Origin of the sequence: Rudanella paleaurantiibacter (assembly GCF_009184635.1) — a bacterium.
Classification (GTDB): domain Bacteria; phylum Bacteroidota; class Bacteroidia; order Cytophagales; family Spirosomataceae; genus Rudanella; species Rudanella paleaurantiibacter.
The window spans coordinates 97,239-122,395 of record NZ_WELI01000015.1 but is presented as its reverse complement, the minus strand read 5'-3'; the positions used below and the strand labels follow the sequence as shown (position 1 = coordinate 122,395).

Annotated in this window: 18 protein-coding genes; 4 read left to right on the top strand and 14 right to left on the bottom strand. The window is 53.4% G+C overall.

What is annotated here, in order from left to right:
* Positions 1 to 864: 864 nt before the first annotated feature.
* From F5984_RS26640 to F5984_RS24600, 9 genes are all read right to left on the bottom strand, one after another.
* Positions 865 to 1,299 carry a hypothetical protein gene (locus F5984_RS26640; RefSeq protein ID WP_185155637.1) on the bottom strand — a complete coding sequence of 145 codons (435 nt, stop codon included), beginning with the start codon at positions 1,297 to 1,299 and terminating at the stop codon, positions 865 to 867.
* A gap of 39 nt (positions 1,300 to 1,338) precedes the next feature.
* The gene (locus F5984_RS24635; protein ID WP_152126817.1) at positions 1,339 to 2,193 is read right to left on the bottom strand and encodes a hypothetical protein; all 855 of its coding nucleotides are present in this window, start codon (positions 2,191 to 2,193) and stop codon (positions 1,339 to 1,341) included.
* A gap of 28 nt (positions 2,194 to 2,221) precedes the next feature.
* Entirely contained in the window at positions 2,222 to 3,331 is a 1,110-nt protein-coding gene (locus tag F5984_RS26700; RefSeq protein WP_221412976.1) for a hypothetical protein, read from the bottom strand.
* Between the two features lie 26 nt (positions 3,332 to 3,357).
* On the bottom strand, positions 3,358 to 3,930 hold the full coding sequence (locus F5984_RS24625) for a hypothetical protein (protein WP_152126816.1): 573 nt from the start codon (positions 3,928 to 3,930) through the stop codon (positions 3,358 to 3,360).
* Between the two features lie 84 nt (positions 3,931 to 4,014).
* A complete protein-coding gene (locus tag F5984_RS24620) occupies positions 4,015 to 9,291 on the bottom strand; it encodes an Ig-like domain-containing protein (protein ID WP_152126815.1) in 5,277 nt (1,758 codons plus the stop codon).
* 110 nt (positions 9,292 to 9,401) lie between these two features.
* Positions 9,402 to 10,148, bottom strand: coding sequence for a complement C1q domain-containing protein (locus F5984_RS24615; protein ID WP_152126814.1), 747 nt, complete (start codon positions 10,146 to 10,148; stop codon positions 9,402 to 9,404).
* Between the two features lie 40 nt (positions 10,149 to 10,188).
* Positions 10,189 to 12,072: a hypothetical protein gene (locus F5984_RS24610; RefSeq protein WP_152126813.1), complete on the bottom strand. Its 1,884-nt coding sequence runs from the start codon at positions 12,070 to 12,072 to the stop codon at positions 10,189 to 10,191.
* Between the two features lie 237 nt (positions 12,073 to 12,309).
* Entirely contained in the window at positions 12,310 to 13,068 is a 759-nt protein-coding gene (locus F5984_RS24605) for a hypothetical protein (protein WP_152126812.1), read from the bottom strand.
* Between the two features lie 44 nt (positions 13,069 to 13,112).
* Positions 13,113 to 15,140, bottom strand: a complete 2,028-nt coding sequence (locus F5984_RS24600) for a hypothetical protein (protein WP_152126811.1) — start codon at positions 15,138 to 15,140, stop codon at positions 13,113 to 13,115.
* A 349-nt stretch (positions 15,141 to 15,489) separates the two neighbouring features.
* Here F5984_RS24600 and F5984_RS24595 point away from each other — a divergent pair, with 349 nt between their 5' ends.
* On the top strand, positions 15,490 to 15,675 hold the full coding sequence (locus F5984_RS24595) for a hypothetical protein (protein ID WP_152126810.1): 186 nt from the start codon (positions 15,490 to 15,492) through the stop codon (positions 15,673 to 15,675).
* A 24-nt stretch (positions 15,676 to 15,699) separates the two neighbouring features.
* Here F5984_RS24595 and F5984_RS24590 read toward each other — a convergent pair whose 3' ends face one another.
* The 3 genes from F5984_RS24590 to F5984_RS24580 all read right to left on the bottom strand — a co-directional run bounded on the left by F5984_RS24590 (position 15,700) and on the right by F5984_RS24580 (position 17,786).
* Positions 15,700 to 16,479 carry a hypothetical protein gene (locus tag F5984_RS24590; protein ID WP_152126809.1) on the bottom strand — a complete coding sequence of 260 codons (780 nt, stop codon included), beginning with the start codon at positions 16,477 to 16,479 and terminating at the stop codon, positions 15,700 to 15,702.
* Positions 16,480 to 16,552: 73 nt separating this feature from the next.
* The gene (locus F5984_RS24585; protein WP_152126808.1) at positions 16,553 to 17,020 is read right to left on the bottom strand and encodes a hypothetical protein; all 468 of its coding nucleotides are present in this window, start codon (positions 17,018 to 17,020) and stop codon (positions 16,553 to 16,555) included.
* A gap of 19 nt (positions 17,021 to 17,039) precedes the next feature.
* Positions 17,040 to 17,786, bottom strand: coding sequence for a hypothetical protein (locus tag F5984_RS24580; RefSeq protein ID WP_152126807.1), 747 nt, complete (start codon positions 17,784 to 17,786; stop codon positions 17,040 to 17,042).
* Between the two features lie 752 nt (positions 17,787 to 18,538).
* On the opposite strand from F5984_RS24580, the gene F5984_RS24575 reads away from it, so the two are divergent.
* Together F5984_RS24575 and F5984_RS24570 are read left to right on the top strand one after the other, a co-directional pair.
* Positions 18,539 to 19,246, top strand: coding sequence for a LytR/AlgR family response regulator transcription factor (locus F5984_RS24575; RefSeq protein ID WP_152126806.1), 708 nt, complete (start codon positions 18,539 to 18,541; stop codon positions 19,244 to 19,246).
* 23 nt (positions 19,247 to 19,269) lie between these two features.
* Entirely contained in the window at positions 19,270 to 21,366 is a 2,097-nt protein-coding gene (locus F5984_RS24570; RefSeq protein WP_152126805.1) for a sensor histidine kinase, read from the top strand.
* On the opposite strand, the gene F5984_RS24565 is transcribed toward F5984_RS24570, so the two are convergent.
* Positions 21,299 to 21,868 carry an RNA polymerase sigma factor gene (locus F5984_RS24565; protein WP_152126804.1) on the bottom strand — a complete coding sequence of 190 codons (570 nt, stop codon included), beginning with the start codon at positions 21,866 to 21,868 and terminating at the stop codon, positions 21,299 to 21,301. The two genes, F5984_RS24570 and F5984_RS24565, sit on opposite strands and share 68 nt — an antisense overlap.
* Positions 21,869 to 22,082: 214 nt before the next feature.
* Here F5984_RS24565 and F5984_RS26960 point away from each other — a divergent pair, with 214 nt between their 5' ends.
* Complete coding sequence (locus tag F5984_RS26960) at positions 22,083 to 22,217, top strand: hypothetical protein (protein ID WP_262884521.1); 135 nt, start codon at positions 22,083 to 22,085, stop codon at positions 22,215 to 22,217.
* Positions 22,218 to 24,108: 1,891 nt separating this feature from the next.
* Here F5984_RS26960 and F5984_RS24560 read toward each other — a convergent pair.
* Entirely contained in the window at positions 24,109 to 25,080 is a 972-nt protein-coding gene (locus F5984_RS24560) for a site-specific integrase (protein ID WP_152126803.1), read from the bottom strand.
* Between the last annotated feature and the right edge of the window lie 77 nt (positions 25,081 to 25,157).

The following is a 25,157-nucleotide window of genomic DNA, read 5'->3' as shown; positions in this document are numbered from 1 at the left end:
GTGGAAAGGGCCAAACCACCCAACCCGACTGTTCCTACGGCACTAAAGGCAAGGGGATCTGTGCTGGAGGCCGTTCCACTTACCGGTAGAGTTCGCCCTGTCAGCCGGGAAGCTCCCAGATTCAGATTGAACGGAGCACTTTCCAGGTCTACATAGAGAGAGGGCGTAGGCGCTCCTGTTGTGTTAGTCACGTAGATTCCTCCCAGTCCGGCAGGCCCCAACCCAACATGTCGTTTAAGAAAAGCGGCCGTAAATAGCTTTTTTGTCTCACGCTGGTAGGCCGCCCCCCAAACGCTTCCAATATGTTTTGCATCGGCCAGGGGTGTTGCCACAACGGCGGTTCCCTGAGCTGTGTAAGGCACATTTACAAGCACATGCTCATCAGCTACCGTACTGTTACTGGCTAAGGGATCGCCACTAACAAAACAAGGCACGATTAGAGGAGGGGACTGCTGACAATAATCGTTTGGATAGTTTAGGCCAAAATTAACAGCTGTCGATGGGGATTTCACAAACTGAATAGACGTTGCGCTACCTCCTGCCGCTCTACCACGAGTGGTCTCGTAATCCCCCCCTGGTAAATTGCCAAATTCAATCCGATAGGTTTGTCCGGTTGTTAAGCCTGTCAGGCTATAGCTCCCTGTCAAGCTATTGCTGTAAACGGTTGCCACCTCGGTACCGGCGGAATTGTAAGCACGAATGCTCACTCCACCAATACCAGGTTCTCCATAGCTATAGGTACCCGATGCTGGCAGGCTTGTATACAGGCCATCTGCGTTGAAATCCCGAAACACCGTGCCGGAAATCGATTGTGCCTCTGCACCCATCGAAGCCACCACTACTAATAGGAAGGCGAGAAAAAATTTATGACACATGATGTAATACTGTTTTTTTGGATAAGTGGAGCGGCTTCCAGTTACGAAGTACCAATGCCAGCCGTTCCAACTCATCATGCTGCCAGTTATCATAGTTCCGGTTTCGTATGATGAGTTTTTTACGGTCCAGATGTGCCGCCTTCATCACTGGGCGAATGGTCTCTTCGGGCATCGTGGTTAACTGTAGTGTCAGCGAACGAAGATTTGCAATAGCTACAGTGTTTATGTTGAGCCGTTCGCCCAATACAATTAGTTCACTGGGTCTCCAGCTTTTGGGATCTTTACGCCGTTTATGAATAACTGTAGCGGTCGTCTTAAGCAAGTCAATAGAAGTTTGTACACTCATTGGCCTATCGGCGCAAGCCCATAGAATAGCATTACGGCTTTTCAAATAAGCCTCTAAGAGAGTTAGTACTTTGTCCATATGTTGAAGAACCTGCTTTGGGCAAGTAGGTAAAATGGGTTAAGGCATAATGAGCAATTTGTTGCACAGGCCGGTCCGCCCGGGTGCATTGCCCAACGATTCCGTTAACAGGTAAGCTTGTCCCGTCAGTTGGCGGGGCACCCGGATCGAATAGTTAATTAATTTGTCGGCCGATTCTTCCAGTCGTCCAAACTCAACCCCCGTAGCTGATAACAGTCTCAATCGCAGCCGTGCGCCATCGGGGTAGCCTTTCAGTGTGACCCGAAAGCTGTCGCCCGTAATGGGGTTGGGAAATACCGTCAGGGTCGCATCCGAAGCCTTTATTTCGGAAATGGATAGGTTCGCCAGTTGGATGGTGTCCAAGACGGGACGGAACAGCTCAATGCCCCTGTGATCCTGAAGGGTATTGCTGAAATCACCACCTCCCATACCGGCCTGCGCAGAGCGGGGATCGCGCCCGTTTGCATACAGCCGAACACCTTCTATATAGCCCCCCGGAAGGCGGAACGCAAACAGCAAAAGAGGGACATCGGCTTGCACGTCGAGGATACGGCCAATGCTGTTAACCCCGTGAAAGTCGAGACCAGGGGCCGCAGCGGGAGCAAAAACCGACGAATAATCAGTCCAGCGACCCGATCCGCCAAAGACACTCAGCGATTGATCAGCCACCGACCGGGGCACGGCCACCGTAATCTGCGATGGCCCTAAGGCAAAGCCTGTCTGGCTGAAGTTGGCCGTTGCATAGACTTCATACTGATTCTGTTCGGCGTTATAGCTCAGGTGTACGCCCAACTGCCGACCTGTTGTAGCCACCATTGGGAAGCCCGTTGGCTGGGCTCGCGTATAAAGTGGAGTGGCCAGCAGCAGCCACATAGTAAATCGGAGTGTTTTCATATAAATTCTTGAAGGGTAGCCGAAGCCCTTAGCGAGTCAAGCGGCTCACGATGATCGGAACACATTTGGGAATGCAGTCGGCACAGAGCCGCAGAGTGAGGACATCTGACTGAGCCACACAAACGCCTGTCGGAATAGTCAGCCGGGTGCCGGGTTGCAGCGTCAGAGGTTGATTATCGGTATATACCAGACTATAGGCACGATAGATACCGGGAGTCAGGCCTATGGTCGTAAAGGTCGATTGCTGATTCACCTGCACCAGCAACCCAGTGCTGTCTTCCAGTAGGTAGCGGGTCTGGGTGTTGGGCGTCTGAGAACCACCTGAATTTCGTAAACTAATGACTGTTCCGATTGTGTAATCGCAGTCCGTAGAGGCCGGTACACAAACCCTCGTCGACAAAGCATCCGACCAGGCAAGACATGAGGCCGACACTGCACTGAGTGGTTGTCCAACGGTCAGGTTCATTACCGGCCCTTCGTAACTCAGGGCCAGTGCCATATAGGTACGGGTCCCAGCCAGTCCACTAAATGTAGGGGTTGTGTTGATCTGACGAATAACGCCTATCGAATCGGCCAGTATATATCGCACCATACCTGTGCCTGAACCACCTGTGCTGTTGAACGTTACAGTAGGGGTTGAGTAGTCGCAGACGGACAGACTGAGGGGACACCCGTAAGCGTTGACTACCGTACCCGTGGGCGTGTCAGGGCAGCGGTCGTTAGTGTCTATTACACCATCGCCGTCTGCATCACCCGCACTCACACACACCCGAATGGGCAGATCATTGGACCAGTTGAAGCACGAAGCGGATACCGCGCTCAACGGTTGTCCGGCGGTTAGGTTCATCGCCTGCCCCTCGTAGCTCAGGGCCAGTGCCGTGTAGCTCTGCGAGCCGGTCAGCCCTCCGAATGTGGGTGTACTGCTTACCTGACGAATCAACCCGGCTGCATCGACAAGCACGTAGCGAACGGTGCCACCGCCTGAACCGCCCGCGCTTGTCAGGGTAACCGTTGCGGTAGTGTAGTCGCAGGGAGCCGTGGTCTGTTGCGCCAGCGTGACGCTGTTCAGCAACCCCAACAGGGCCAGCAGCAACCCCAGCAGGGCATTCCGGTGCGTTTGGGTAAAATTAAGCGTCATGTTTTTGTTGCTTGATGGGATGGACCTTACTTACTTAGTGAGGGTGCTACCAGTACACAGTCTGTGCAAAGAGTACCTGTGTTCACATAGTTGGCCCGATACACGCTTGTGGTATTGTTAGCGGCCGCTACATACACGACATTCGTAAAGTCGCCCGGCATGGTTGAAGGGTTCGACCCAGGGTCGGAGCCGTTCACAAACAGCCGCAGCCCCGCTACACAGGCGTTGCCCGGCAGTGTAAAGCTGAACAGGAGCAGTTCCTGATTAGCCACAAGCGTAGTAGAGCGGCCGGTCGAACCAATACCATGAAAATCAAGCCCTGGAGCGGCCGCCGGGGCATATAATTGTGAGTTGTCGTCCCAGGCGCCGGCGTTGTGGCTGGTTACGTTGAACGCCCCATTCCCTACGGAAGCAGGTGTGACAACGCTTACTTGGGCACTGCCCCATAGAAATCCGGTCTGTGAAAAGTTGGGCCGGGCATACACTTCATAGCGACTCTGGGCCAGATTGTAGCGTAGTGTCAGGTCAATTTGTCCACTCTGGGCATAAGTACTTATACCGGCCAACAGAAGGAATGTAAGGAGAAATAGACGTTTCATTGTGATTGACTATGTGTCATTGTTATTGATACAAGATGATGGCTGAACGAGCGAACTGTCTTTCACCCGTTCAGCCATTACCGATTAGGGCAACTGCTCTACCAAAAAGTCGTAGTTATAGAGTGGTCCAGTATTTAGTATGTAGGTAGCCACCACGTTGCTGAAAATCCAGGTTGGGTCGTTGATCGATCCCTGGTATTTCACTTTACCGTTGAGGTCCACATCGCCCCAGAAATAGCCAAAGGCGAAGTCATAGTTGTAGGTCGGACTGCTGTTGCCGGTCTGAGCAGTGATGACTTCATTCAGCACGGTGGTCAGGTCCGAAGCTGTACCGGCATACTTTACCTTGCCATCAGCGTTGGCATCACCGGCCCACAGAGCCTGCCGCCCACTGACGGTCACCATTTCGTTGCCGTTGTAGTTCACTGCGCCAGGCTGGTCGTAGATCTGAGACGATGTCATAATTGAGAAGTCGACTACCGTACCTGAACTGCTCAATGGTAGGGCCGTGGCCGTCATCACGCCGAGGTGATTGCGGTGCTTCACAGACACGTAGTACTGATTACCCGTCAGGCCCGTGAACGTAAGCGGTGAGGTACCATCAGCAGGCAACACCACGTCACCATCGCGCTGAAGCAGACCGGAGCGGGTAGCCAATATTAGTGTTGGGTTGGCTGCACTACGCAGTTCGACCAGCACCCAATCAACAATCGCGTTGGTTCCTGTCACCGACAGCACAGCCGACGTTGTGGTTTCGCTACCACCGCCACCGCTCTGACTAAATCGCGGGCTGACCGACGCTGAGTAGGGCGAGGTGGCGGGTAAATAGCCGCCCGCCCGCAGGTCGTCGCGCATGAGTGTACCGCTGCCGACGTTGAACAACGCCCCCTGCAAGAGCATCCGCACGTTCAGCCGGACAAGGCCACCCACGGGGGCCGGTTGCACCAGCACCGATACCGTGGCCGGGCTGCACTTGCCAGCCGAGTTACAGGCAGCATAGGTGAAGCTAACCGGCCCCACGAAGCCCGGCGCGGGCGTGAACGTATAGCTCCCCGTCGAACTCATCACAACCGTTCCGCTCTGCGGCTGCCCTGCGGTATAGGTCAGGGGCAGGTTTTGTGGGTCGTAACTGTTGGTGGCCACCGTGCCCATCGCTGGGGTGTTCACCGGCGTAATCAGCACACCATCGGTAGCTACCGGCGAGATGGTGGTGCCTGTGGGGAGTGTTGGCTGCACGTTCACCGTCAGCAGGGCCGTGCTGCACAGGGGCGAAGTTGCTTTGTCGCACACCTGATACGGCACACTGACTATGCCGGTGAAGCCAGCCGGTGGCGTGTAGGTCACAGTACCGTCGTTGTTAACCACCGCCGTGCCCTGGGCGGGCTGACTTAGCAGCGTGGGCCGGTTCAGTTGGCCGTTGGCTGTGCTAGGGTTGTCGGGGTCACTCACGTTGGTCAGCAGGTTCACCGTCACCGGTACGGCCTGCGTGGTTTGCGTGTTGAGGTTGCTGGCCACGGGCGCGTTGTTGGCCAGGGCCGACTGGGGCGCGGGCACGACATTCACCGTCACGCAGGCACTGTTGCTGTGACCGGCCGTATTGCTCGCCGTATAGCAGAACGAGGTGGTGCCGGTAAAGCCCGTGGGGGGCGTATAGGTGTAGCTGCCATCGGGGTTGAGTGTGGCCGTTCCCACCGTGGGCGGGGTTGTCAGTGAAGCAGTCAGGGGCAGTCCGAGCGGGTCGCGGTCGTTAGTCAGCACGTTGCCCGTCACCGGCGTACCGGGGTTAGTGTTGGCAATGTCGGGCATTGTTACGGGCGGCTGGGCTACTGTCAGTGTTACGGGTCGGCTGGTGCAGCCACCCGCGTTGCAGGCTGTTACCGTCAGGGTCGTTATACCATCGGGCAGCGTTACGGGGCAGCTAAACGTACCCGAACTACTTGCAGTGGTGGTGCAAAGCGTCACCGGGCCAGGCCCCGTCAGGGTAATCTGCGCGCCCGGATTTGCTGTGCCCGTTACTGGCTGCGTAGGCGGGCCGGGACGTACCGGTGGATCAATCACCAGCGAAGGCCGCACCGGAGCTGTCGTGCTGACGCAGCTCGTTACATTACAGGCCGTCACGATCACACTCGTCAGGCTCGGTGGCAGCGGACCAGGGCAGCTAAACGTGCCCGACTGGCTGGCTGTCGTTGTACACAGGGTTTGGCCCGTGGGGTCTGTGAGCGTCAGGGCTACACCCGGCGTGGCCGTACCCGTAATAGGGCCGGTAGGCGGCACAGGATCTACGATCACAACAGGCGGTCCAATCACCGTGCGGCTGGTGGGCTGCGTCACGCAACTCGCCGAATTGCAAGCCGTTACAGTCAGGTTCGTTTCGCCGGGGGGTAAGGTGACCGGACAGCTAAACGTACCGCTGCTGCTGGCCGTGGTGATGCAGAGCGTAACCGGACCAGGTCCGGTGATGGTGATCTGTGCCCCCGGATTTGCCGTACCCGTAATGGGTTGCGTGGGTGGCCCAGGACTTACAGGCGGAGCAACTGTCAGGCTGGGCAAAGGCGTTACGGTCTGACTGGTGCAGCCCGCCAGGTTGCAGGCCGTGACAATCACGTTGGTCAAACTGGGCGGCAGGGTGACAGGGCAGCTATACGTACCCGAACGGCTGGCCGTGGTGGTGCAGAGCGTTCGCCCACCCGGATCGGTAATCACAATCTGGGCGTCCGGCGTGGCCGTACCCGTTGTTGGGCCGGTGGGCGGAAGAGGATCAACGATCAGCGTTGGCGGAGCAACTACGGTGAAGCTCGTTGTCGCCGTGCTGCACCCCACCGACGAACAGGCAATGGCCGTGACGGTCTGTGAGCCGGGTGTGAAGGTCAGGCTCGCGCAGGTCCAGCTACCGGCCTGGCTGGCTGTGGTAGAACAGAGCTGACCGCCGGGGCCAACGACTGTCACCGGCGTCCCGGGGGTGGCCGTACCCGTAATGGGCGGAGTAGTTGTGGTGACGAGTGCACCCGGAGCCGGGCCGGTAATGGCGACCGTGGGCGGTTCTACAACGGGGGCAGCCGGGCAACGCGCTCCGTCGTTGTTGGCCGAGACTGGGCCGACCGAGAACAGCGTAGCCGCCAGGCCACCTGTGTGCGGATTGACAATACGGAATATCTGCCCGTTGGCATTGTTACCGAGGTACAAACTTCCGTCGAGATCCATGTAGGCGGCTCCAAAACCACTATCTGTAGCACGAATCGCCGTGCCTGTTACGGCACCAACTACGGTGCGCGCCCCCGTCGTAGGGTTGAAACGCAACAGCTGGAATGTATTATCGACCGAATACATATTACCATCGACCGGGCTGAATGACCAGTCGGCTATACCCGAAGCAGTGGTCGTCAGGCTGGGCAATAGCGTCAGAAACGTGGGCGACGTTGGGTTTACATCCACCCGGTAGATCTGCGTAGTGCTGGTGGCATACAGATACAGTACCCCATCCGGCCCCACATCGCCCACATTGAAGTTGAGGGTCGTCGGCAGGCCGGGAATGGTCACGACCTGGGTACCCCAGCCGGCTCCAATCCGTACAATCTGATTCGTACCCAGTCGATAGCCCCAGATAAAGTTATCCAACGTGTTGTACCCTAGGGCGTTCATCTCGCGATTAGGGGCCGCTACAATGTCCTGCGCTACTACCGTACCAACACCCGATTGCAGGTTCACGCTGATGACATCGGTTGGAGAACCGCTTGGGTTCTGGAACAGATACGCGCTCGTGCCGCACACAAAGGAGGTCTGTTCCGCCAGCGTGACAAACGGGGTGGTGGCTATCGGACTCCGCCCCGCTGAGTTGCCTGCAACGGCCGACACACTATTACGGCCAGACGTAAAGGTCAGGCTTGTGCAGGTCCAGCTTCCGGTATTGGAAGCCGTCACGATGCACGGCCCGCCTGTTGCGCCGGGGCCACCTGTCACCGTTACGCTGCTACCTGGCGTGGCCGTACCCGTAATGGGCGGGGTCAGACTGCTTAACAGCGTATTGGGGGCCGGGCTGGTGATAGCCACGGTGGGCAGGGACGGGCATACACCGAACAGCAGCCCGTTAGACCACTGCACACAGCTACCGTCCACCACTGATAATGCCGTGCCGACCGACAGGGTAGGCAGGGGCGTCTGGGTGTTATCGAAGGTGACGTGATACACCTGATACGTTCCCGGAGCTAGGCCCGCCACCCCGTTACCGCCCGGTGCTGAAACGGCCTGAATCACGCCCGCCAAATCGACGGCCACGACCTGCGCCGTGATGTTGGACCCATTCGACTGACTTACCACATTGATGCTCAGGCTACCCGTGCGGCTGTCGCACAGGGCCGTCTGGCAGGCTGTGTTGCTGGTGATAAGGGTTGCAGACGTAGCCGAAACGTCGGCGCAGCCGGTGCCGTTGTTCACCACGGCGCGGTATTGCTGGCTATTTTGCGCATTGACGAAGTTGTACGACGCCTTACCCGCGCTGCCCGCAATGGGCTGCCAGGTGAGGCCGTTGTTCGTGCTGGATTCCCAGCGAACCACGTCTCCGGTTTGGCCGGTGAGTGTCAGGCTCCCTACGTTGCTCTGGTCGCAGAGGGGCAGACTGCCCGCAAAGCTCACCAGACCGCCCACCGTGGGCGTGGCGCAGGTGCTGGCCGTACCAAAGGTGTAGGCTGTGTAGGTGTTTGGCACTACGGGTGTAGTGGTCGTGATGGTGCCCGTGCCGCTAAGTGTACCCGTAGCCGTACCACCGAGGTTCACCCACTTACTACCGTCCCAGCCTGCAACAATCAGGCTGCTCAGGTTGCCGCCCGTCAGGGTGCTGAGGTTGCTGTTGGCGTCCCAGCTTAGGGTGAGGTTCACGGCACCGGGACCATTGATGTCCCAATATTCCACCGGACTAATGCCTGTTACGCCCGACCCCAAAGCCGAGGTGCTGAACGGCCCGCCCGTGGGTAGGGTACCGCTCGATGGATTAGTACTAAAATAAGCCACCGAATACGTCCCCGATATTGGGGGAGCCGACATGCCTGCTGGCCGTAGTACCGCGCCATTCCCCACGGGAAACGTAAAGGCAGTGTTACCTACTACCTCGGCGTAGCCGTTTACGTGGCTGGCATCTGAGGTGCCGCTGTGCGACGCGCCGGGTTGCCAGCTAATGTTGGCCGTGGGTTCGGGTCGGGGCGTCACCACGTAGCCCGATACGGCCGTTAGGTTGCCATAGACGCCCATGTGGCCGCCCGAATGCACCCCTACGTTACCGAACACCCCGCTGCCCGTTTGGGCTTGGGCTACCGGAACGAGCAGGAGCATAGGCAACGCCAGCCAAAGTATGTGTAGCAGTCGTTTCATGCGTTTAGATGAACTGTGAAAGAAGATATTGGCTGACAGAGCAGCGATAGACAGTCAAGTAAGCTGTGCAAGCCTGAGTTGATCAACCCTAACTCACATGGCCTAACCGATTAATCACTCATCTTGTAGATGCTAACCTTTGGTAAGTAATTGCTTGTGATGCCAAGGTTTGAAGAGGTAGACAACCGTAGTGATAAGATGTCGTTCGCACCGAATTTATATAGGCCAGTAAGGACAGCGGTAGTACCAACATAATCTTGTGAACGTGAACATGAAACCTCAACTAATGCACCATTTTTCACCAGAAAAGCACAGACATCATTTTGAGTAGCCGCAGTGCTCAGATTGGAAGGAAGAATTGAAAAGGTGATAAAATAAACTCCGGGAGAAGTTATTGTTATATCACCAGTCGAACTATTGTAATTGATTAAGTTGCTAAACGTAGTAGATAGCCCTTTAATCGTTCCCGTACTTGATAATGAGCCATTATAGCCTATATTTGTCTGGTAGGGAAATGTACCCTCAAGGCGTATGTAAGGAGCTACAGGTAGGGTTCCCGTTGCTGAAACCGAGCTAATAACCGTCGTCCGGTCCACCGTTACCACCTTACCGGCACCGTCAACCGCCAATAGCTTATCCGAAGCAGAAGTGGAGGTAGGGGTTGTTTCGATCACCATACTACCATCGGCCTTATTCACAATTACCTTCTTGCCATTTGTGGCTTCCACCTCCAGGTTGCTGTTGCTACCGATGGTGGTGTAATTGTTGCCGATTTTGACCTGAGCGCGGCTTGCTTCCGGCAACAGCAACAGACCGGCAAGCAGTAAAAAAACGTAAAAGAGTTGATTGATTTTCATTGGAATTGATCGCCCAGCCGGGCGGGTTAATGGTTGGTTTCTATTTCGTAATCACACTGGCCTGTACGGTACAATTCACCGGGCAGGCCCCGGCACTCGTCGTGAGCGTGACGGGCGCGGACGCTGCTGCCGTGCAACCGGCCCCGTTCTGCACCACCGCCCGGTACTGCTGCCCATTCTGGGCGTTGGTAAACGCCAGGCTCGTTGTAGTATTGGCGATGGGCGTAAAGCTGGTGCCGCCATCGGTTGAGGTTTCCCACCGCACTACGTTACCCGTTTGCCCGCTGAGGGTTATAGTGCCCCCGTTGGCAACGCTACAGAGCGTGCCACCCGTGAACGAGGCTGTACCGGCCACCGTGGGGTTGGAACAGGCATTGACCGAGAAGTTCGTGGTGGCCGACGCGCATCCCACGCTCGTACAAACCACCGCCGTAACGGTCTGCGGCCCAGCCGTAAAGGTTAGACTCGTACACGTATAGGAACCATCGTTAGCCGCTGTTGCCACGCACTGCTGACCACCCGGCCCCGTTAGCGTGACGCTCGTACCCGGTGTGGCTGTGCCCGTAATGGGCGGGGTAGTGGTGGTGACTACGGCACCGGGCGCGGGACCGCTGATGCGCACCGTGGGCGGTGCGCAAACGTTCAGCGTTAACTGATTGGAGAATTTGATGCAAACCCCCACACCCATCGCCGTGAGGCTGGTTCCCGGCGTTAGGGTGGGCAGGGGCGTTTGCGTGTTGTCGAACGTAACCTGATAAACCAGATAGCTGCCCGCTGCCACATTCGACAGCGTCCCGCTGCCCGCCGGTGATACGTACTGAATCACCCCCGACGCATCCGTCAGAATCACCTGATTGACCAGATTAGAACCGGTAGCCTCCGATGTCGTATTGATGGCCACCGTACCGGCCGGGCGGTCGCAGCCTGTGGCGGTGCAGGCCGTGCTACTGGTGGCAATGCTCACCGCCGTGGCCGACAGGCTCTGGCACCCGGCCCCGTTACTGACGATGGCCCGGTACTGCTGCCCGTTTTGGGCGTTGATGAACGTATAGAATGCGTTGCCCGCCGTGCCCGTGATGGCCTGCCACGTAGTGCCCCCATCGGTACTGGTTTCCCAGCCCGTTACGGTGCCGGTTTGGCCGGTGAGCGTGAGGCTACCGGCGTTGCTGCTGGCGCAGAGCACCTGCCCGCCCGGATAGCTAACGGCCCCCGCTACGGTGGGCGTAGCGCAGGTAACCGTACTCACCGACCCAAACGTATAGGCTGTATAAGTGTTCGGAATCACGGGCGTGGTGGTCGTAATGGTGCCCGTGCCGGAGAGGGTGCCCGTAGCCGTGCCGCCCAGATTCACCCAATTCGTGCCGTCCCAACCCACAATAACTAAGCTGCTGAGGGTGCCGCCCGTGAGCGTATTGAGGTTGCTGTTGGCATCCCAGCTTAGGGTGAGGTTCACCGCCGAGGGGCCGTTGATGTCCCAATACTCCACCGGACTCACCCCCGTCACGCCCGTCCCCAGACTGGCCGTGCTGAACGGCCCGCCCGTGGGCAACGTAGCCGCTCCGGGGTTGGTGCCGAAATAAGCCGCCGAGAACGTACCGCTGCCGGGGGCCGAGATACCGGCCGGGCGGAGCGTAGTGCCGTTACCGATGGGGAACGTAAAAGCCGTATTGCCCCAGGTTTCGGCGTAGCCGTTGACGTGGCTGCCGTTGGCTGCGCCAGCCGGGGCCGATGCCGGTGCCCAGGCCACGTTGGACGGCGGAGCCTGCCGGGGCGTACTGATGTAGCCGCTGTTGAAGGTCATGGAGTTATATACCCCGACCTTCCCACCCGGATGCACCTCCATATTGCCGTACAGGCTACTTTGGGCAAAGCCCGCCGTGGTTAGGAGCAGCCAGCACACGGTAAAGTGTAGCAGTCGTTTCATGGGATTGGATGAACAATCTTGTTATATTTTTTCGTACTGGCTCGAAAGCCTTGCTTTATAGTAGCCGTTGATGTGTTACCTCCTGTCTCCCAGAAGCTACCTCCAACGACCTTACTGACCTTTGATGCATTCTACCCGTCGACTCGACTCACTCGAAGCCTTTTGCCAGTTTATAGTTGATCCTATGGGTTATTAGAAATGCAGTCTCCAACAGAAGCCTATAACGAGGTATAGCCCTTAACGCAATTCAACAACCTGAAGATTAGAGCCAGTAACTGTCTGGGCCTGCGTACCAACGTTGACAAGCATGGCTGAGACACTATCGCCAGCAACCAGCTTCAAAACTGTAACAGCTGAGCTTGCCTGACGTTGTGGCTGTGTGTTCCTAAAGCAAGCTTCAAATCCACTGATTATGACATTATTCTTTTTGTAGTAAATACAGAAACTTTGGTTACCCCCGGTACCTACATCGTAGAAGTGAATGTTGGATATAACTTGGTAATACCCATCTCTTGGAACCTTAATGGTCGAACTGGTTGTATTGGCACTTCCAGGATAGGTGTCAAAATCTACATTATGAAATTTGACATCCTGAGTGCTACCAGTCGGATATACCTGTCCTGTAGTAGATAAAGAAGCTAGAAAGCGTACCAACGGCGTGGCTTCCGCTACCGCTTTCTTAACAACCCCATCAGCAGTAACTACCAATCCAACATCACCATTTACTCCCGTCTGTAGCCCTTCTATTTTGAGCGGGTCAGCAGAATCAGTTACGTGTAATTTGTTGGAAGGAGTGGCTGTGCCAATGCCCACACTTCCGGTAGCTTTGTCAACCACGGTCTTATTCCCATTGGCCGCTTCCACCTCCAGGTTGGAGTTCTGGCCAATAGTCTGGTGGTTGTTGCCAATTTTAACCTGCGCCAGGGTTACATCGGATAGGCCCAGCAGGGCCGTGAGTACAAGGAAGAAAGCGAGTGAAATTCGGTTCGTTTTCATTGGTTATTGGTTGCCCAAACGGGCGGGTTTATTGTTGGAGAACATCACTTCGTAATCACAGCCGCCGGGTAATCGCACGTAACTAGCCCTGAACCTCCACCACAGGCTCCCGCACTCGTGGTGAGCGTTATAGGTGCCGACACGGCATCGGCGCAGCTACCGCCCGCATTTACCACGGCCCGGTATTGCCCATTATTCTGCACGTTGCTGAAACTGAGCGTGGTGGTTGTATTGGCTACCGTACTCCAGGTGCTGCCCCCGTTGGTGCTGGTTTCCCAGCGCAAAACGTTGCCCGTTTGTCCGCTCAAGGTCAGCGTGCCGGTGTTCGCCGTGCTGCACAACGGCAACATGCCCGCAAAGCTCACCATGCCACCCACCGAGGGGTTGGGGCAGGTGGCCGGCACCACAAAGCTGCTGGTGGCGGTGTTGCTGGTGCCGGCTGAATTGCTCGCAATAGCCGTAATGGTATGCCCCAGGCCCGTCGTAAAGGTCAGGCTGGTGCAGGTCCAGCTTCCGTCGCTGGCGGCCGTTACTATACACGGCCCGCCTATGCTGTTGCCTCCACCATTGACGGTCACGCTCGCTCCTGCCGTTGCTGATCCCACAATGGGCGGACTAACGGAAGCCTGCGAACCATTGGCCGGGGTGAAAATGGCCACCACAGGCGGCTGCGCTACAACGGTCTTGCTGCCAAACGTATAGGCGGTGTAGGTATTGGGCGTAATGCCCGGCACCGATAGCGTACCGGTGCTGCTCAGCGTTCCGGTGGTGGTGGGGGTGCCGAGGTTCACCCACTTACTACCGTCCCAACCCACCATAATCAGGTCGTTCAGGTTGCCGCCCGTCAGGGTGCTAAGGTTGCTATTGGCATCCCACGTAAAGGTTAGGTCAACCGGGCTGCTGCCGTTCACATCCCAATACTCCACCGGACTCACCCCCGACACGCCCGCACCGAGGCTGCTGGTGCTGAAGGGCGCGCCGGTGGGGAGCGTAGCGGAGGTGGGATTGGTACTGAAATAAGCCGCCTGATACGTAGATGTAACAGACCCGGGAGCCGACATACCCACGGGACGTAGCGCGGTGCCATCGCCCACGGGGAACACAAAGGCCGTGTTACCCACCTTTTCCACGTAGCCGTTCACGTGGCTATCGTCCGACGCATCGAAATACGTGGTGCCGGGCATGAATACAATGTTGTCGTTCGGCGTGGGGCGGGGCGTGTTCACGTACCCGTCTATAAACGTTACGTCGCAATACACGGCCATTGTACCGCCGGGGTGGACCTCCACGTTCGTTGGCCCATGAATCACAATGCCGCAGGCCGTGCTGCCCGTTGGGGGCGTTATGGTGCTGCCCACCTTACCAAAGGTATAGGCCGTGTAGGTGTCGGGCACTACGGGTGTGGTGGTCGTGATGGTGCCGCTGCCGCCCAGCGTACCCGTGGCCACTCCACCCAGGCTCACCCACTGCGAGCCGTTCCAACCCACCATAATCAGGTCCGACAGATTAGTGCCAACCAGACTGCTGAGGGAACTGGCAGCATTCCAGCTCAAGGTCAGGTTCACGGCTGATGGGCCATTAATGTCCCAATATTCTGTATTGCTCACGGCCGACACGCCCGTACCGAGAGCCGCTGTACTAAATGGCCCGCCGGTAGGCAGGCTGGCTACCCCCGGATTAGTACCGAAATAAGCAGCCTGAAAGGTGCCACTCGTAGGCGCGCTGATCCCCGCCGGTCGTAGCGTTGTGCCATTGCCAATGGGGAAGGTAAACGCACCCGTGCCCACCACTTCGGCGTAACCGTTTACGTGGCTCGCGTCCGACGCGCCCGTGTAGCCGCTGCCGGGCCGGAAACTGATATTGTCGGCGGGTGAGGACCGGGGCGTAATCACGTAGCCGTTCACAAACGTGAGCGACTGGTAGATCGCGAGCTTGCCGCCATTGGGGTGAACCTGCACCGTGCCGAACACCGCGCTTTGGGTCTGCTGCGCCTGAACCAGCACGGCCGTAGCCGACAACAGGAGCCACAGCAAACTGCACAATCGGCGAAGCGAGTATAGACTTTTTTTCATGTAAAGTCGGTTTTAAAAAATGGTTCATAAGTCTCTGCTTCTCCGGACTGTTGCCGTTGCAGGGACCGAATCAGCAGGCAGGTCAGCCACCGTTTGGTTGTGGCAGCGTAGTGTTCTTTGGATAACGGATATCGAATGCCCCGCGCGCCTAATGCTAAAGTCCTTCGTTTCCGGTGCCCCATCCCACGCCGACCCACCAGCCGGGCACGGCAATGCCGACGAGCTGACCCAACATTTGTTTGGGGCGAGTTATAGACAGCGTACCTCATACAGAAATAATTGGTAAGTGGAGTAGTGTACAGCCTTGTTCGTAGATGTGTGTAAATCAAATCTCTGAGCGAGATGTAACTTGTATTCCTCGCCCGACCTGCCTGTGTATGGCTGCTACGTGGTGGGTAGCCTTTGGCAGTTTATGACGCTCGAAGACCGCCAGTATGCTATCAGCCCCGGCTACTCAGCCACCTCCGACGACCTCCTTGACATCTTTCGCATCCTCAAGGTACTCAAGCAGATTGTAGCCGAACGGGTGGGGTAGAGGTTTACACAGGTGGTGTTACGACTATTGCAATTTTTCAATAGCTACACTTGAGTTAGCCAACCCGCCAAATAACTCAAAAGTCCCCGCCGATTGAACATTGTTTACAAAAGTCACTGTGCTTTGAGCTGACAACCTGAACGAAACTACGCCCGAATAAGCACCACCGTTTGCTCCAGCCGGGGAATAACTACTAATACCTTGAAGCCCGGTGCCATTTATATACAAATAGGCTGTGGAAATGTTAGAGATATCAGCAGAACGGAATTGAGCTGAGAACGTAAAGTTGGCTCTGTACAAACCTGGGGGTAAAACCACCTGATTTCCCGAGACAGACGCTCCAGGGATCGTATTAAATTCCGGCGTCGACAAACCAAGCGTGTTTGAACTCTGAGGTACACTTACTGAGTATCCATTAATAGCAGCTTTAAGAGTGGGGACGTAAATGGGAACTGCACTGGCCTCCACAGTGACTACATCACCACTACTATTTACTCCCAAAGCTTTCGCGCCACTCGTGGCTCCTGTTGTTGAATTATTAAGATTAGTAAATCTCAAGCCAGATTTACCACTTGTTCCTGAGTTAACCTCTAAGTTGTTGCCAGGTGTTGTAGTACCTATGCCTACGTTTCCTGTTCCCTTATCCACAATCGTTTTATTCCCATTAGCCGCTTCTACTTCGAGGTTGCTGTTTTGGCCGATGGTCTTGGCGTTGGCTCCGATTTTTACCTGAGCCTGGGCCGCTCCGGGCAGCAAAAGCCAGCCGCCCAGCAGGAGCGTGAATACGTAAATCAGTTGTTTCATTGGTTTTGTGTGCCTGGTAGCAGGCTGATTTGTGCTTGTTTAAGAATTCTTATTTTAGCTTGTCGTAGTCTTTTTAGGCAGTTGTTTGAGGCAGATCGCAGAAAAAGAAATTAGTCCAGCGCGATTCGTCGCTGTAGAGCCTGCTATCACCGGTTCGCGGCTCATCCACGCGCCAGTAGCGCAGCAACGTCCCGCGCAGGCTGGGCCGCGCCATAGGCGAGCCGTTGGTCCAGAGCCACCACGCGTTCAGCAATTGTTGCCGAATACGCAGACTCACCAACATTCCGGCCTGTCCGCAGGCGCCAAGGGTGGTGGTACAAACTGCCCCCGCCCAAAAGCTCAGTTCTACCCGGTCTTCCAGCACATTGTTGTAGTACAGGCAGAGGTGATAGACCGTGCCCGGTGGCCCGCCCGGATCGCTGATCTGCAACCTAAAGGCGTACATTCCATCGGTGGGGAGCCGTATTTCGCCAAAGTCGGCGATATAGGTCACCTCGGCCCGGAGCCGCTGTAACGGGTGAATGTGTTGAGGGTATGACATGAGGCTGTTGATTGATAGGTTACAACATCTTTGTGATAGTCAGATTGGTCAAATCTGGAGTTATTGTGTACGTCTGAGGACATGCCGTACTGTTTGGGCCGCAAGATTGCGTGGCTAAGTAGAGTATATCCCCCGCATTTAGTGGTATCGTTACCGATCCCGACATAACAGCCTTACCCGGACCGTTGGCATAACTTGCACCACCCACGTCGTTTATTTTAATAGATGTATTATTGACAACCACATATGCAGTGATAGCGACGGTATTATTCTGAGTAGTGTAGTTGAATGAAATCACCCCTGATATCATGTAGATACCATTGGTGGCAATGGTATAGCTGTTGGTGTTTGTTGAGAAACCTCCATCATTGAGTGACATGGTGTTAATGGGTGTCTTTCGTAGAGAACCAAGCGATGTGGCATCGAAGTTAGCCGAAGTACCCCCTGAAGCCCGCACGGTTGGAATGCTGATGGTTGTTCCCTGTTTTTTCACCACTCCGTTACCGTCAATTAAAAGGGCCGTTTCCGAACCCGTTGCTGGTTGTAAGCCAACCAATTTTAGGGGATCGGCGGTAGCCGTTATGCTTACTGCGCCGGTGGCTTTATCAACTACAGTCTTGTTACCATTAGTCGCTTCGACTTCGAGGTTGCTTAATGAGCCAATAATGCCGGGGTTTGCCCCGATTTTCATCTGCGCGTGGGCGAGTGTACCACCAAGCCAAATCAGAGCAATCAGACTGGTCAGAAAGTAAATGTGCTTTTTCATAGATATACGATGCCCCTGACCCCTGTTGAGGGCTTTTTTGGATGGGCCAGATTTAGGTGAAAAACCAGTTAATAAAATGCGGACACTTCGATAACGCTTACGTATATACGTAAACATATTTATGAAAGTAGCTTTGGATAATCAGATTAGGGGGGCGTGGAGCGGTGGCCTCAGGGGCTGGCCAGAAACTGACCCAGACGGTACAAACTGATATTGACATAGCGGGCTGCTTAAGGTGTCAGCTTGCTATAAGTATGACACATTTGGATAGTTACAAAAACCATGACACTTTGTTTGTTTGTAGGTATCCAGCACGAGCCATTGATGCAAAAAGTCTATTTATTATCGCCAATTTGTGTTTTGATACCCTCAATTGAAGAGTCGGCCCATAGGGCTCGGACGGGCTCTTTTTTGAAGAATAAAATAGTATCTAACCTGTGCTCAATAAGCATTTTATTGCCCTAAACTCGATATTTACTATCCTAAACGATGAGTTTCATGATCTGTATTAGCGCCTAAGCACCTCTATACGACAAAAAATGGCAAGAAAAATGTAGCTATCTTTGGTCAGCAACCGCAGGTATCTGTTCGGTTTAGCTTCACCGTTCGGTTACTCTCCACCATTACATCCGTGCTAAAATAGTCTGGTTCATTATAAAGCCGTCATCGTCTAATGAAGCATATTGAGAAGTTTTTCTATGGATTTTATTCATTTTGACAATACAGTTGACACCTCTCATCCATTGTGCTAAATGATTAAGCAGTACCTGATTGTTGATGACAACGTCGACGACGCCCGGCAGCTTGTTTCGATGCTCGACGCCCTGGGCTTGTATCAATGCCTGGGTATAGTGCCCACTCTGGAAGAAGCCATTGAGCAAATCGGGAGCCAAATTCCTGATATGATCTTTCTGGATATCCGGCTGGAGCACACCTCTGGTTTAACCCTACTGAAGACCAATACGCAGCTCCCGCCCGTCATTATCGTCAGTGCTTATCCTGAATATGCCGTTGACAGTTACGAGATTGGCCGGGCGGTCGATTTTTTGCTCAAACCCTTTACCCTCGAACGGCTACACATGGCCATCAGCAGGGCTTTACAACGCACCCGTCACCCGCAGCATCTGATTGAGACGGATGTCGCCTACCTTAAAATGGGACGAAAAGTACAGCGGTTTGAGTACAGTAGTATTTTTTATGTTGAAGCGTTCGGTATTTATTCCAAAGTGTTTACCGGCGATTCTATCTACACGGTCAATGAGCGAATCTCAACGCTCGAAAATCTGCTTCCACCCCGTTTATTCATGCGCGTGCATAAATCCTACTTAATCAACACAAGCAAAATCACCAGTTTCGACCGCAGCACCATCTGGCTTGGTCGGATTCAGGTGCCTATTGGGGTATCATTCAGGCCACGTTTAGAAAAACTGCTTGGCCTGTTTGAGGGGCATGACGAATAACTACCTGTAATGAAAGCACTTCTATGCGCTTGATTCTACCGTTCATCCTGGTTTGGCTACCTTTTCTGAGTCAGGCTCAGGCCACCAACTCGTCACCGATAGTAAAATGGAAGCATGATATGGCTACTGCTGCGCATGATAGCATCCGGTTGCGCGTCTGCACCCAGATTGTGAGGCAGTATCAGATCGAAAATCAATACGATAGTCTGTATAGGTATGTGCAGCGGGGTCTGGGGTTTCACAAGGCAAGCCCTTCCGATTTTTACGTCTGCGAATTGTATTATTACCTCGGTCGCTACTACCGGCACAAAGGGCTTTATCGCCGGGGTATTGGTCCGCTACAACAGGCCATTAGTCATGCCGACCGGGCAGGCAGTGAGGCCAAATCGGCCCGGTATCAGTATGTGCTCGCCGTTATATTTTCTGATGCGGGCCAGTTGGAAAAAGCCGTAGAGCAGATAGGCAGCAACCTGAAATACCTGCTCACACACCAGAACGAGCCTATGCTTGCCGCCAACTATCTGCTAATTATTGAGTTGTACGGCAACATGGGTAATACGAGTCTACAGGCTCAGTATCAGCAAAAATACCTTTCACTCGTTAAAGATAGCTGGCCACCCGACCACAGGATGTATGCCCACATTATGAAAGGACAGATATTGGAAAAAAAGAATAGGTGGCAAGGTGCAGCCAATGAATATCGAGCCGGGTTACGTTGTGCTCAGCGAACCGGGGACTCGCTCAAGGTGATAGAAATGCTGCATTACCTTGGGGTAAACGGACGGCACCGGCGTCAATACTTATCCGCACTTAGTTTGTTCAACAACATGGAGGTAATGGCTCGCCGATTGCACGACCTGTCGTTTCAGGCAACGGCTAAGCGTGAACAGGCCATAACATATCTGCTGATGCAACAGCCCAAAACTGCGCTGCAGAAGGCCCGACAGGCCGCCAACTACTCGCGCCAGAACAAGCAAGAAGAAGAGTTGATAATCACTCTGCAAACGCTGGTTACTGCGCTCGAAGCCAACGGAGAGTTCCGCAATGCACTGATCGTTAGCCGTGAAGCTCAGCAAATTAAAGATCGGCGGTTTGCTGAACAAAGTGCCCAGAAAGTAGCGCAGATGCAGGCCGAGTTCGACAGCGAAACGAGTGAGCATACGATTCGGGTGCTCCAGAAGAACGCGCAGATTGCCCAACTTCAGGCAAGTCGGCAGCAACAGCAAATTCAATTGGCTCAACGAACACAGCTTGCAGCAGCTGTAGTGATCGGGCTGTTGGGTCTTCTATGTGGGGTTGTCATCTATTTTCTTCGAAAAACGCAACGTACTAACATCCAGTTAAATGAACACCAGCAACTGTTGCAGCAAACGGCCGATGCACTGGCAGAATCCAATGCCACTAAAGATAAGCTATTCTCGCTAATTAGCCACGATCTGCGTAGCCCCGTTGCCAGCATGAAGAATAGCATCCGTCAGTTACGGTCCTCAGACACAGAGTTCCATCTGAAACCCCTGATGAACCGTTTAGACCAACAGGTCGATAGTGTGCTGGACCTGTTAACAAACCTACTCGATTGGTCAATGGTACAGCTAAAAGGGTTTCAGCTTAATTTTGAATCGCTTGTTTTACAAGAGTTGGTGGCCGAAGTACTCAGTCAGACCAGCGAGTTAATCCAGCAGAAACAACTGACGGTTATTAATCAGGTCGATAAACATCAGCTTGTGGTCGCGGATCGGCATCAACTTATGGCTGTAATAAGGAATGTATTGACTAATGCCATTAAGTTTACGCCGACGGATGGGTTCATTCGTTTGCACACGGTAGCAAAATCGGCAATGGTTGAACTGCACATTCGGGACACAGGCGTGGGCATGACAGCTGAACAGATCAGTAACCTCTTCAAGAGCCCCGACGTACGCAGCGGTACGTCGGGAGAGAAAGGGGTTGGACTGGGGTTGCGGATCTGCCGGGAAATGATGGACCGCCAAGGTGGAACATTATGGGTAGAACAACTACCTAAAAGCGGCACACTGGTTCGTATTGGGATAGCTACACCTGTACAAACTGCACATAATTCTGTCGCAAACGACCACGTGCCCTCATCAGCCGCATTTTGACTGCACTTTCAGAGAGTTGATTTTGTTGTGCTATATCACGAATCGACAGCTGATCAAAATAATGTTGCCTGATAAACTTCCTTTCCTGACTGTTTAACGTTTCCATGGACTTGCTGAGCTGTTCAGGGCACGCAAAACTTTCTTCATTTTCAGCAGCTGCCAGATCCATTTGCAAAAATTCAGATTCTTCGACTACCTCAATCAGAATTTTGTCCTGCCGACGCAGATGGTCATAGCATAAATTCTGAGTTACGGAGTACACCCAAGTACTGAACCGAGCAGTACCGCTGAAGCTGTCAAGCCGGGCTAAGACTTTTAGAAAAAGGTCTTGGGATAGATCTTTTGCATCTTCTTGACGCTTTGTATAGCGGCTACACAAACTTATCACTTTACTCTGGTAGCGTATGTAAAGGGCGTCGAAATAGACGGCCTGACGCGTGTTCAAGTATAACTGAACAAGTTCTTCATCACGTAATGATTCTTTTGATAGAGGTATTCTCACGTATTGTTAGACTAACAGGCTATTTAGTTAATCTAGTCAAAATTAGTCCTACATATAAAGCATTACAATTAACAAACTATTAACTTAAATTTAAATGCCCCCAATACGTAAATCATTGATACGAATGAGCAATTCCTTAAAAAATGAGTATTTCGGAGTAAACTGGCTCAGCGTCACTTTAGGTGAATCCCAGTACTTTTTTGGTTGAAGAAGTATGGACCTGACCCCACTCTTGCCGCTTGGATTTCTGTTCTGCCACCATCAACTCACCGACGACTCATTGGCTATTGGTTTGTTAGCCATCGATGTCGTTAGCAGTTGTCCGCTTTGTCAGACACCCGCCAACTGAGAGCATAGTTTCTACCAATGCACCTTAGCCGACCTACCCATAAGTGGTAAACGCATCAAACTCCACATGTGGCTACGCAAGTTTTTCTACCCACTAGCCGACTGTGCTCGCAAAGTCTTTGCCCAGTCATGCCACTCCGTCTGCGAACCCTATGCCCGTAGACTCCTCAGAGCAGACTAACAGATCCAAACTATTGGGGTACAGGCCGGTGCTAAGCCAGAGGCTCATTTATATTATAGGACAGTTCGTCAGTGCTTCGACCGTCCTGCGGATCATCCGCAAAACCCCACCGCCGGTAGTAGAAACATACACGCCCAAGCGCTTGGGCGTGTATGTTTTTGCCTTCAAAAAAGGACGCAACTATGGTACGATTCTGATCGATCTGGATGAGCATAAACCCATTGATTTGTTACCAGATCGAGAGGGGAAAACGCTGGGGGATTGGCTTCGCGCTCATGGCAGCGGCCAACCGTCCAGGTATTGTGTTGGTAACACGTAATCAGTCTAGTATTTATGCTAGCGCCGTCACCACAGCCTGTCTTGAGACCACTCAATTGGCGGACCGGTGGCATTTACTCAAAAATTCGTCCGAAGCCGTCGAACGCTTTCTTGATAGCCAACGGCCAACTATTTGAGAAGCATTTCAACTTATTAGCCAGCCAGCGATGGCTCAGCTGACTAGCCCTTCTGTTGCGCTGTCAGAAATGGACTTACCAGAACCCGCTAGCTAGCAACTAACTGATCATCAACCGACAGGACAGCCAATCTCCACCGAAAAACGGTATAGGCTTTATTAATGAGTAAAAGAATTACAGCAGAAAGGCCAGGGTTTTCGAACCATTGCGACTCATTTAGATAGCTCCCGCAATACAGGCAAAAAGTATTGCAAACAAACTCATTTTGTCCCTAATGCCAGACGGAAGCAATCGAAGCTGCTTACTTATAAGCCCTATTTACGGCAGTGCTGGCAAGGGGGTGAAGCCTGTGTTAAAACGCTGTTTGACGAAATCAAAACCCAGGGTTATACTGGTGTCTATACCATCTTGGCCGTCTGCTTAGCTCATTACCCGCGTTTGGTACCTGCACCTACTTTGCCGCCAGCCAAAAGGAGCTTCGTTATTTAAGTCGTCAGCTGAGTCGACTGCTTGGCCAGCCAGAAGTGGATTTGCCACAAACAGATCGGCCCCTTCTGAAACACTTGCTTGGTGGTAATGGATCCATAGTCCATCGTTTGAGTTTACAATTTAAGAAACTGATGGAGACAAAACTAGCTAGTTGGTGTGCTGATGTCGAAAGGTTACTTATCTTGAGTGGTTTTGTGTGGGGCATCCGTCAAGATTTTGCTGCCATTGAAGCCTTCCTCTCAGAGTGGAGTGATAAGCAAACGGAGGAACAGGTGAACCGGCTGAAGACCATCAAGCGAACAATGTATGGCAAAGCAAACTTTAACCTATTACGGCTGCGGGTGTTGGGTCGAAATTGGACTGGTCCCCCAAAGTGACGCTCAGCTACTTTGACCGGAATACACATACACCTAGCCCCGTTGATCGCCCGGTTGGATTTGACCGACGATACGATCCGCTACTATGCCCATCCTCGATAACCGGAGTTTACAGTTTATTAGAATGTAGGGAGCTCCATGCTACCGCTAAATATACTCGAACAGCTTAGTGTGTGAATTAGCTTAGAAAGCAGAAAACATGCCCTGTTTTCACTGCTATAGTGTGATTATGCCACTTTTAGTGAGAAACTTTAGGTTCACTCTGAATATGGATAGGGCTCATTTTAGGTTGAAAGCCCAGTGTATAATAGACCTTTATAGTAATTAGATTGTAGCATTGGCTAAATAGATAAGTTCGAAAGACCCGTAAATTACTGAACTAATATAGTATTATAGCCCCAACTTCATAGCTGCATTATGTTTCACAATCTGTTGTACACGAGTATAACGATCAATCATCGTCCTCGTACGATGCTTTGTTTGCTGCATGATTTGGGAATCATCAGCACCGTTGAGTTTGGCGATAGTCACAAACGAAGCCCTCAGCGAGTGTGCTGAATAGGCTTCACCCAGATACATTTTTACCGCTCTCGCTACCTGCTTGTCCGACAACCGATCCGTCGTGACCTGCTCTCCCTTTCGTATCCGTACAAAAAGAGGCCCAGAGCTGCGTTCTAATACGTTGATGTAGTCCTGTAGGGAACGTACAGGACAGGTGTCGGGATCCGGACTGTAAAAGATTGCTTTCTGTTCAGTTCGCCCATACTGATTGGTTTTACTGCCCTGAAAACTAAGGATCGCTCCGTGGCGTGTAAACTGAACTCCTTCGATATCCAGAGCAACCAGTTCTGAACGGCGAAAAGCCCCCGCGAACCCAACCAGGAGCAGTGCCCGATCCCTCATTCCTGTCGGTGTTGGGGGAATAGGGCGTATCTGCTCTTTGTATTCCTGTATATCAAACGCGGGTGCTTGGGTCGGCTCAGTACCTATACTACGTTTGATTCCTTCTAAAACCAGTCGTACCGTTTCGTCGGCCGACGGGTCTGGATGCTTATGAAGGCGATGCCACTTTCGAATGGCCGCCAATCCACGGATGATTGTAGACCACTTATGTTCGGAAGCCTGATCGGATAGATATGTAGCTAAGGTTGCCGGGCTGATTGGAAGATCATCGATGCCTTGCTGGCGAAGCCACGCCTGTACCTTTTTGATGTCTGCGGAGTAGGCAATCCGCGTGTTAGTCGAGCCTTCAATACCTTTTCTAAAAAAAGCCGCCGTTTGCTGATTCAGTTGTTGTGCTGAACAAATGGTTACGGAATGGGCCTCACTGATAACATTAGGAGTAATGGCTGACTTTCTCATAGACGTGTAGAAGAATATGGAGCAAGGTACAGATTTTACTGTTATGTCCGATAAGAAAAGTTTATCGGACATAAAAG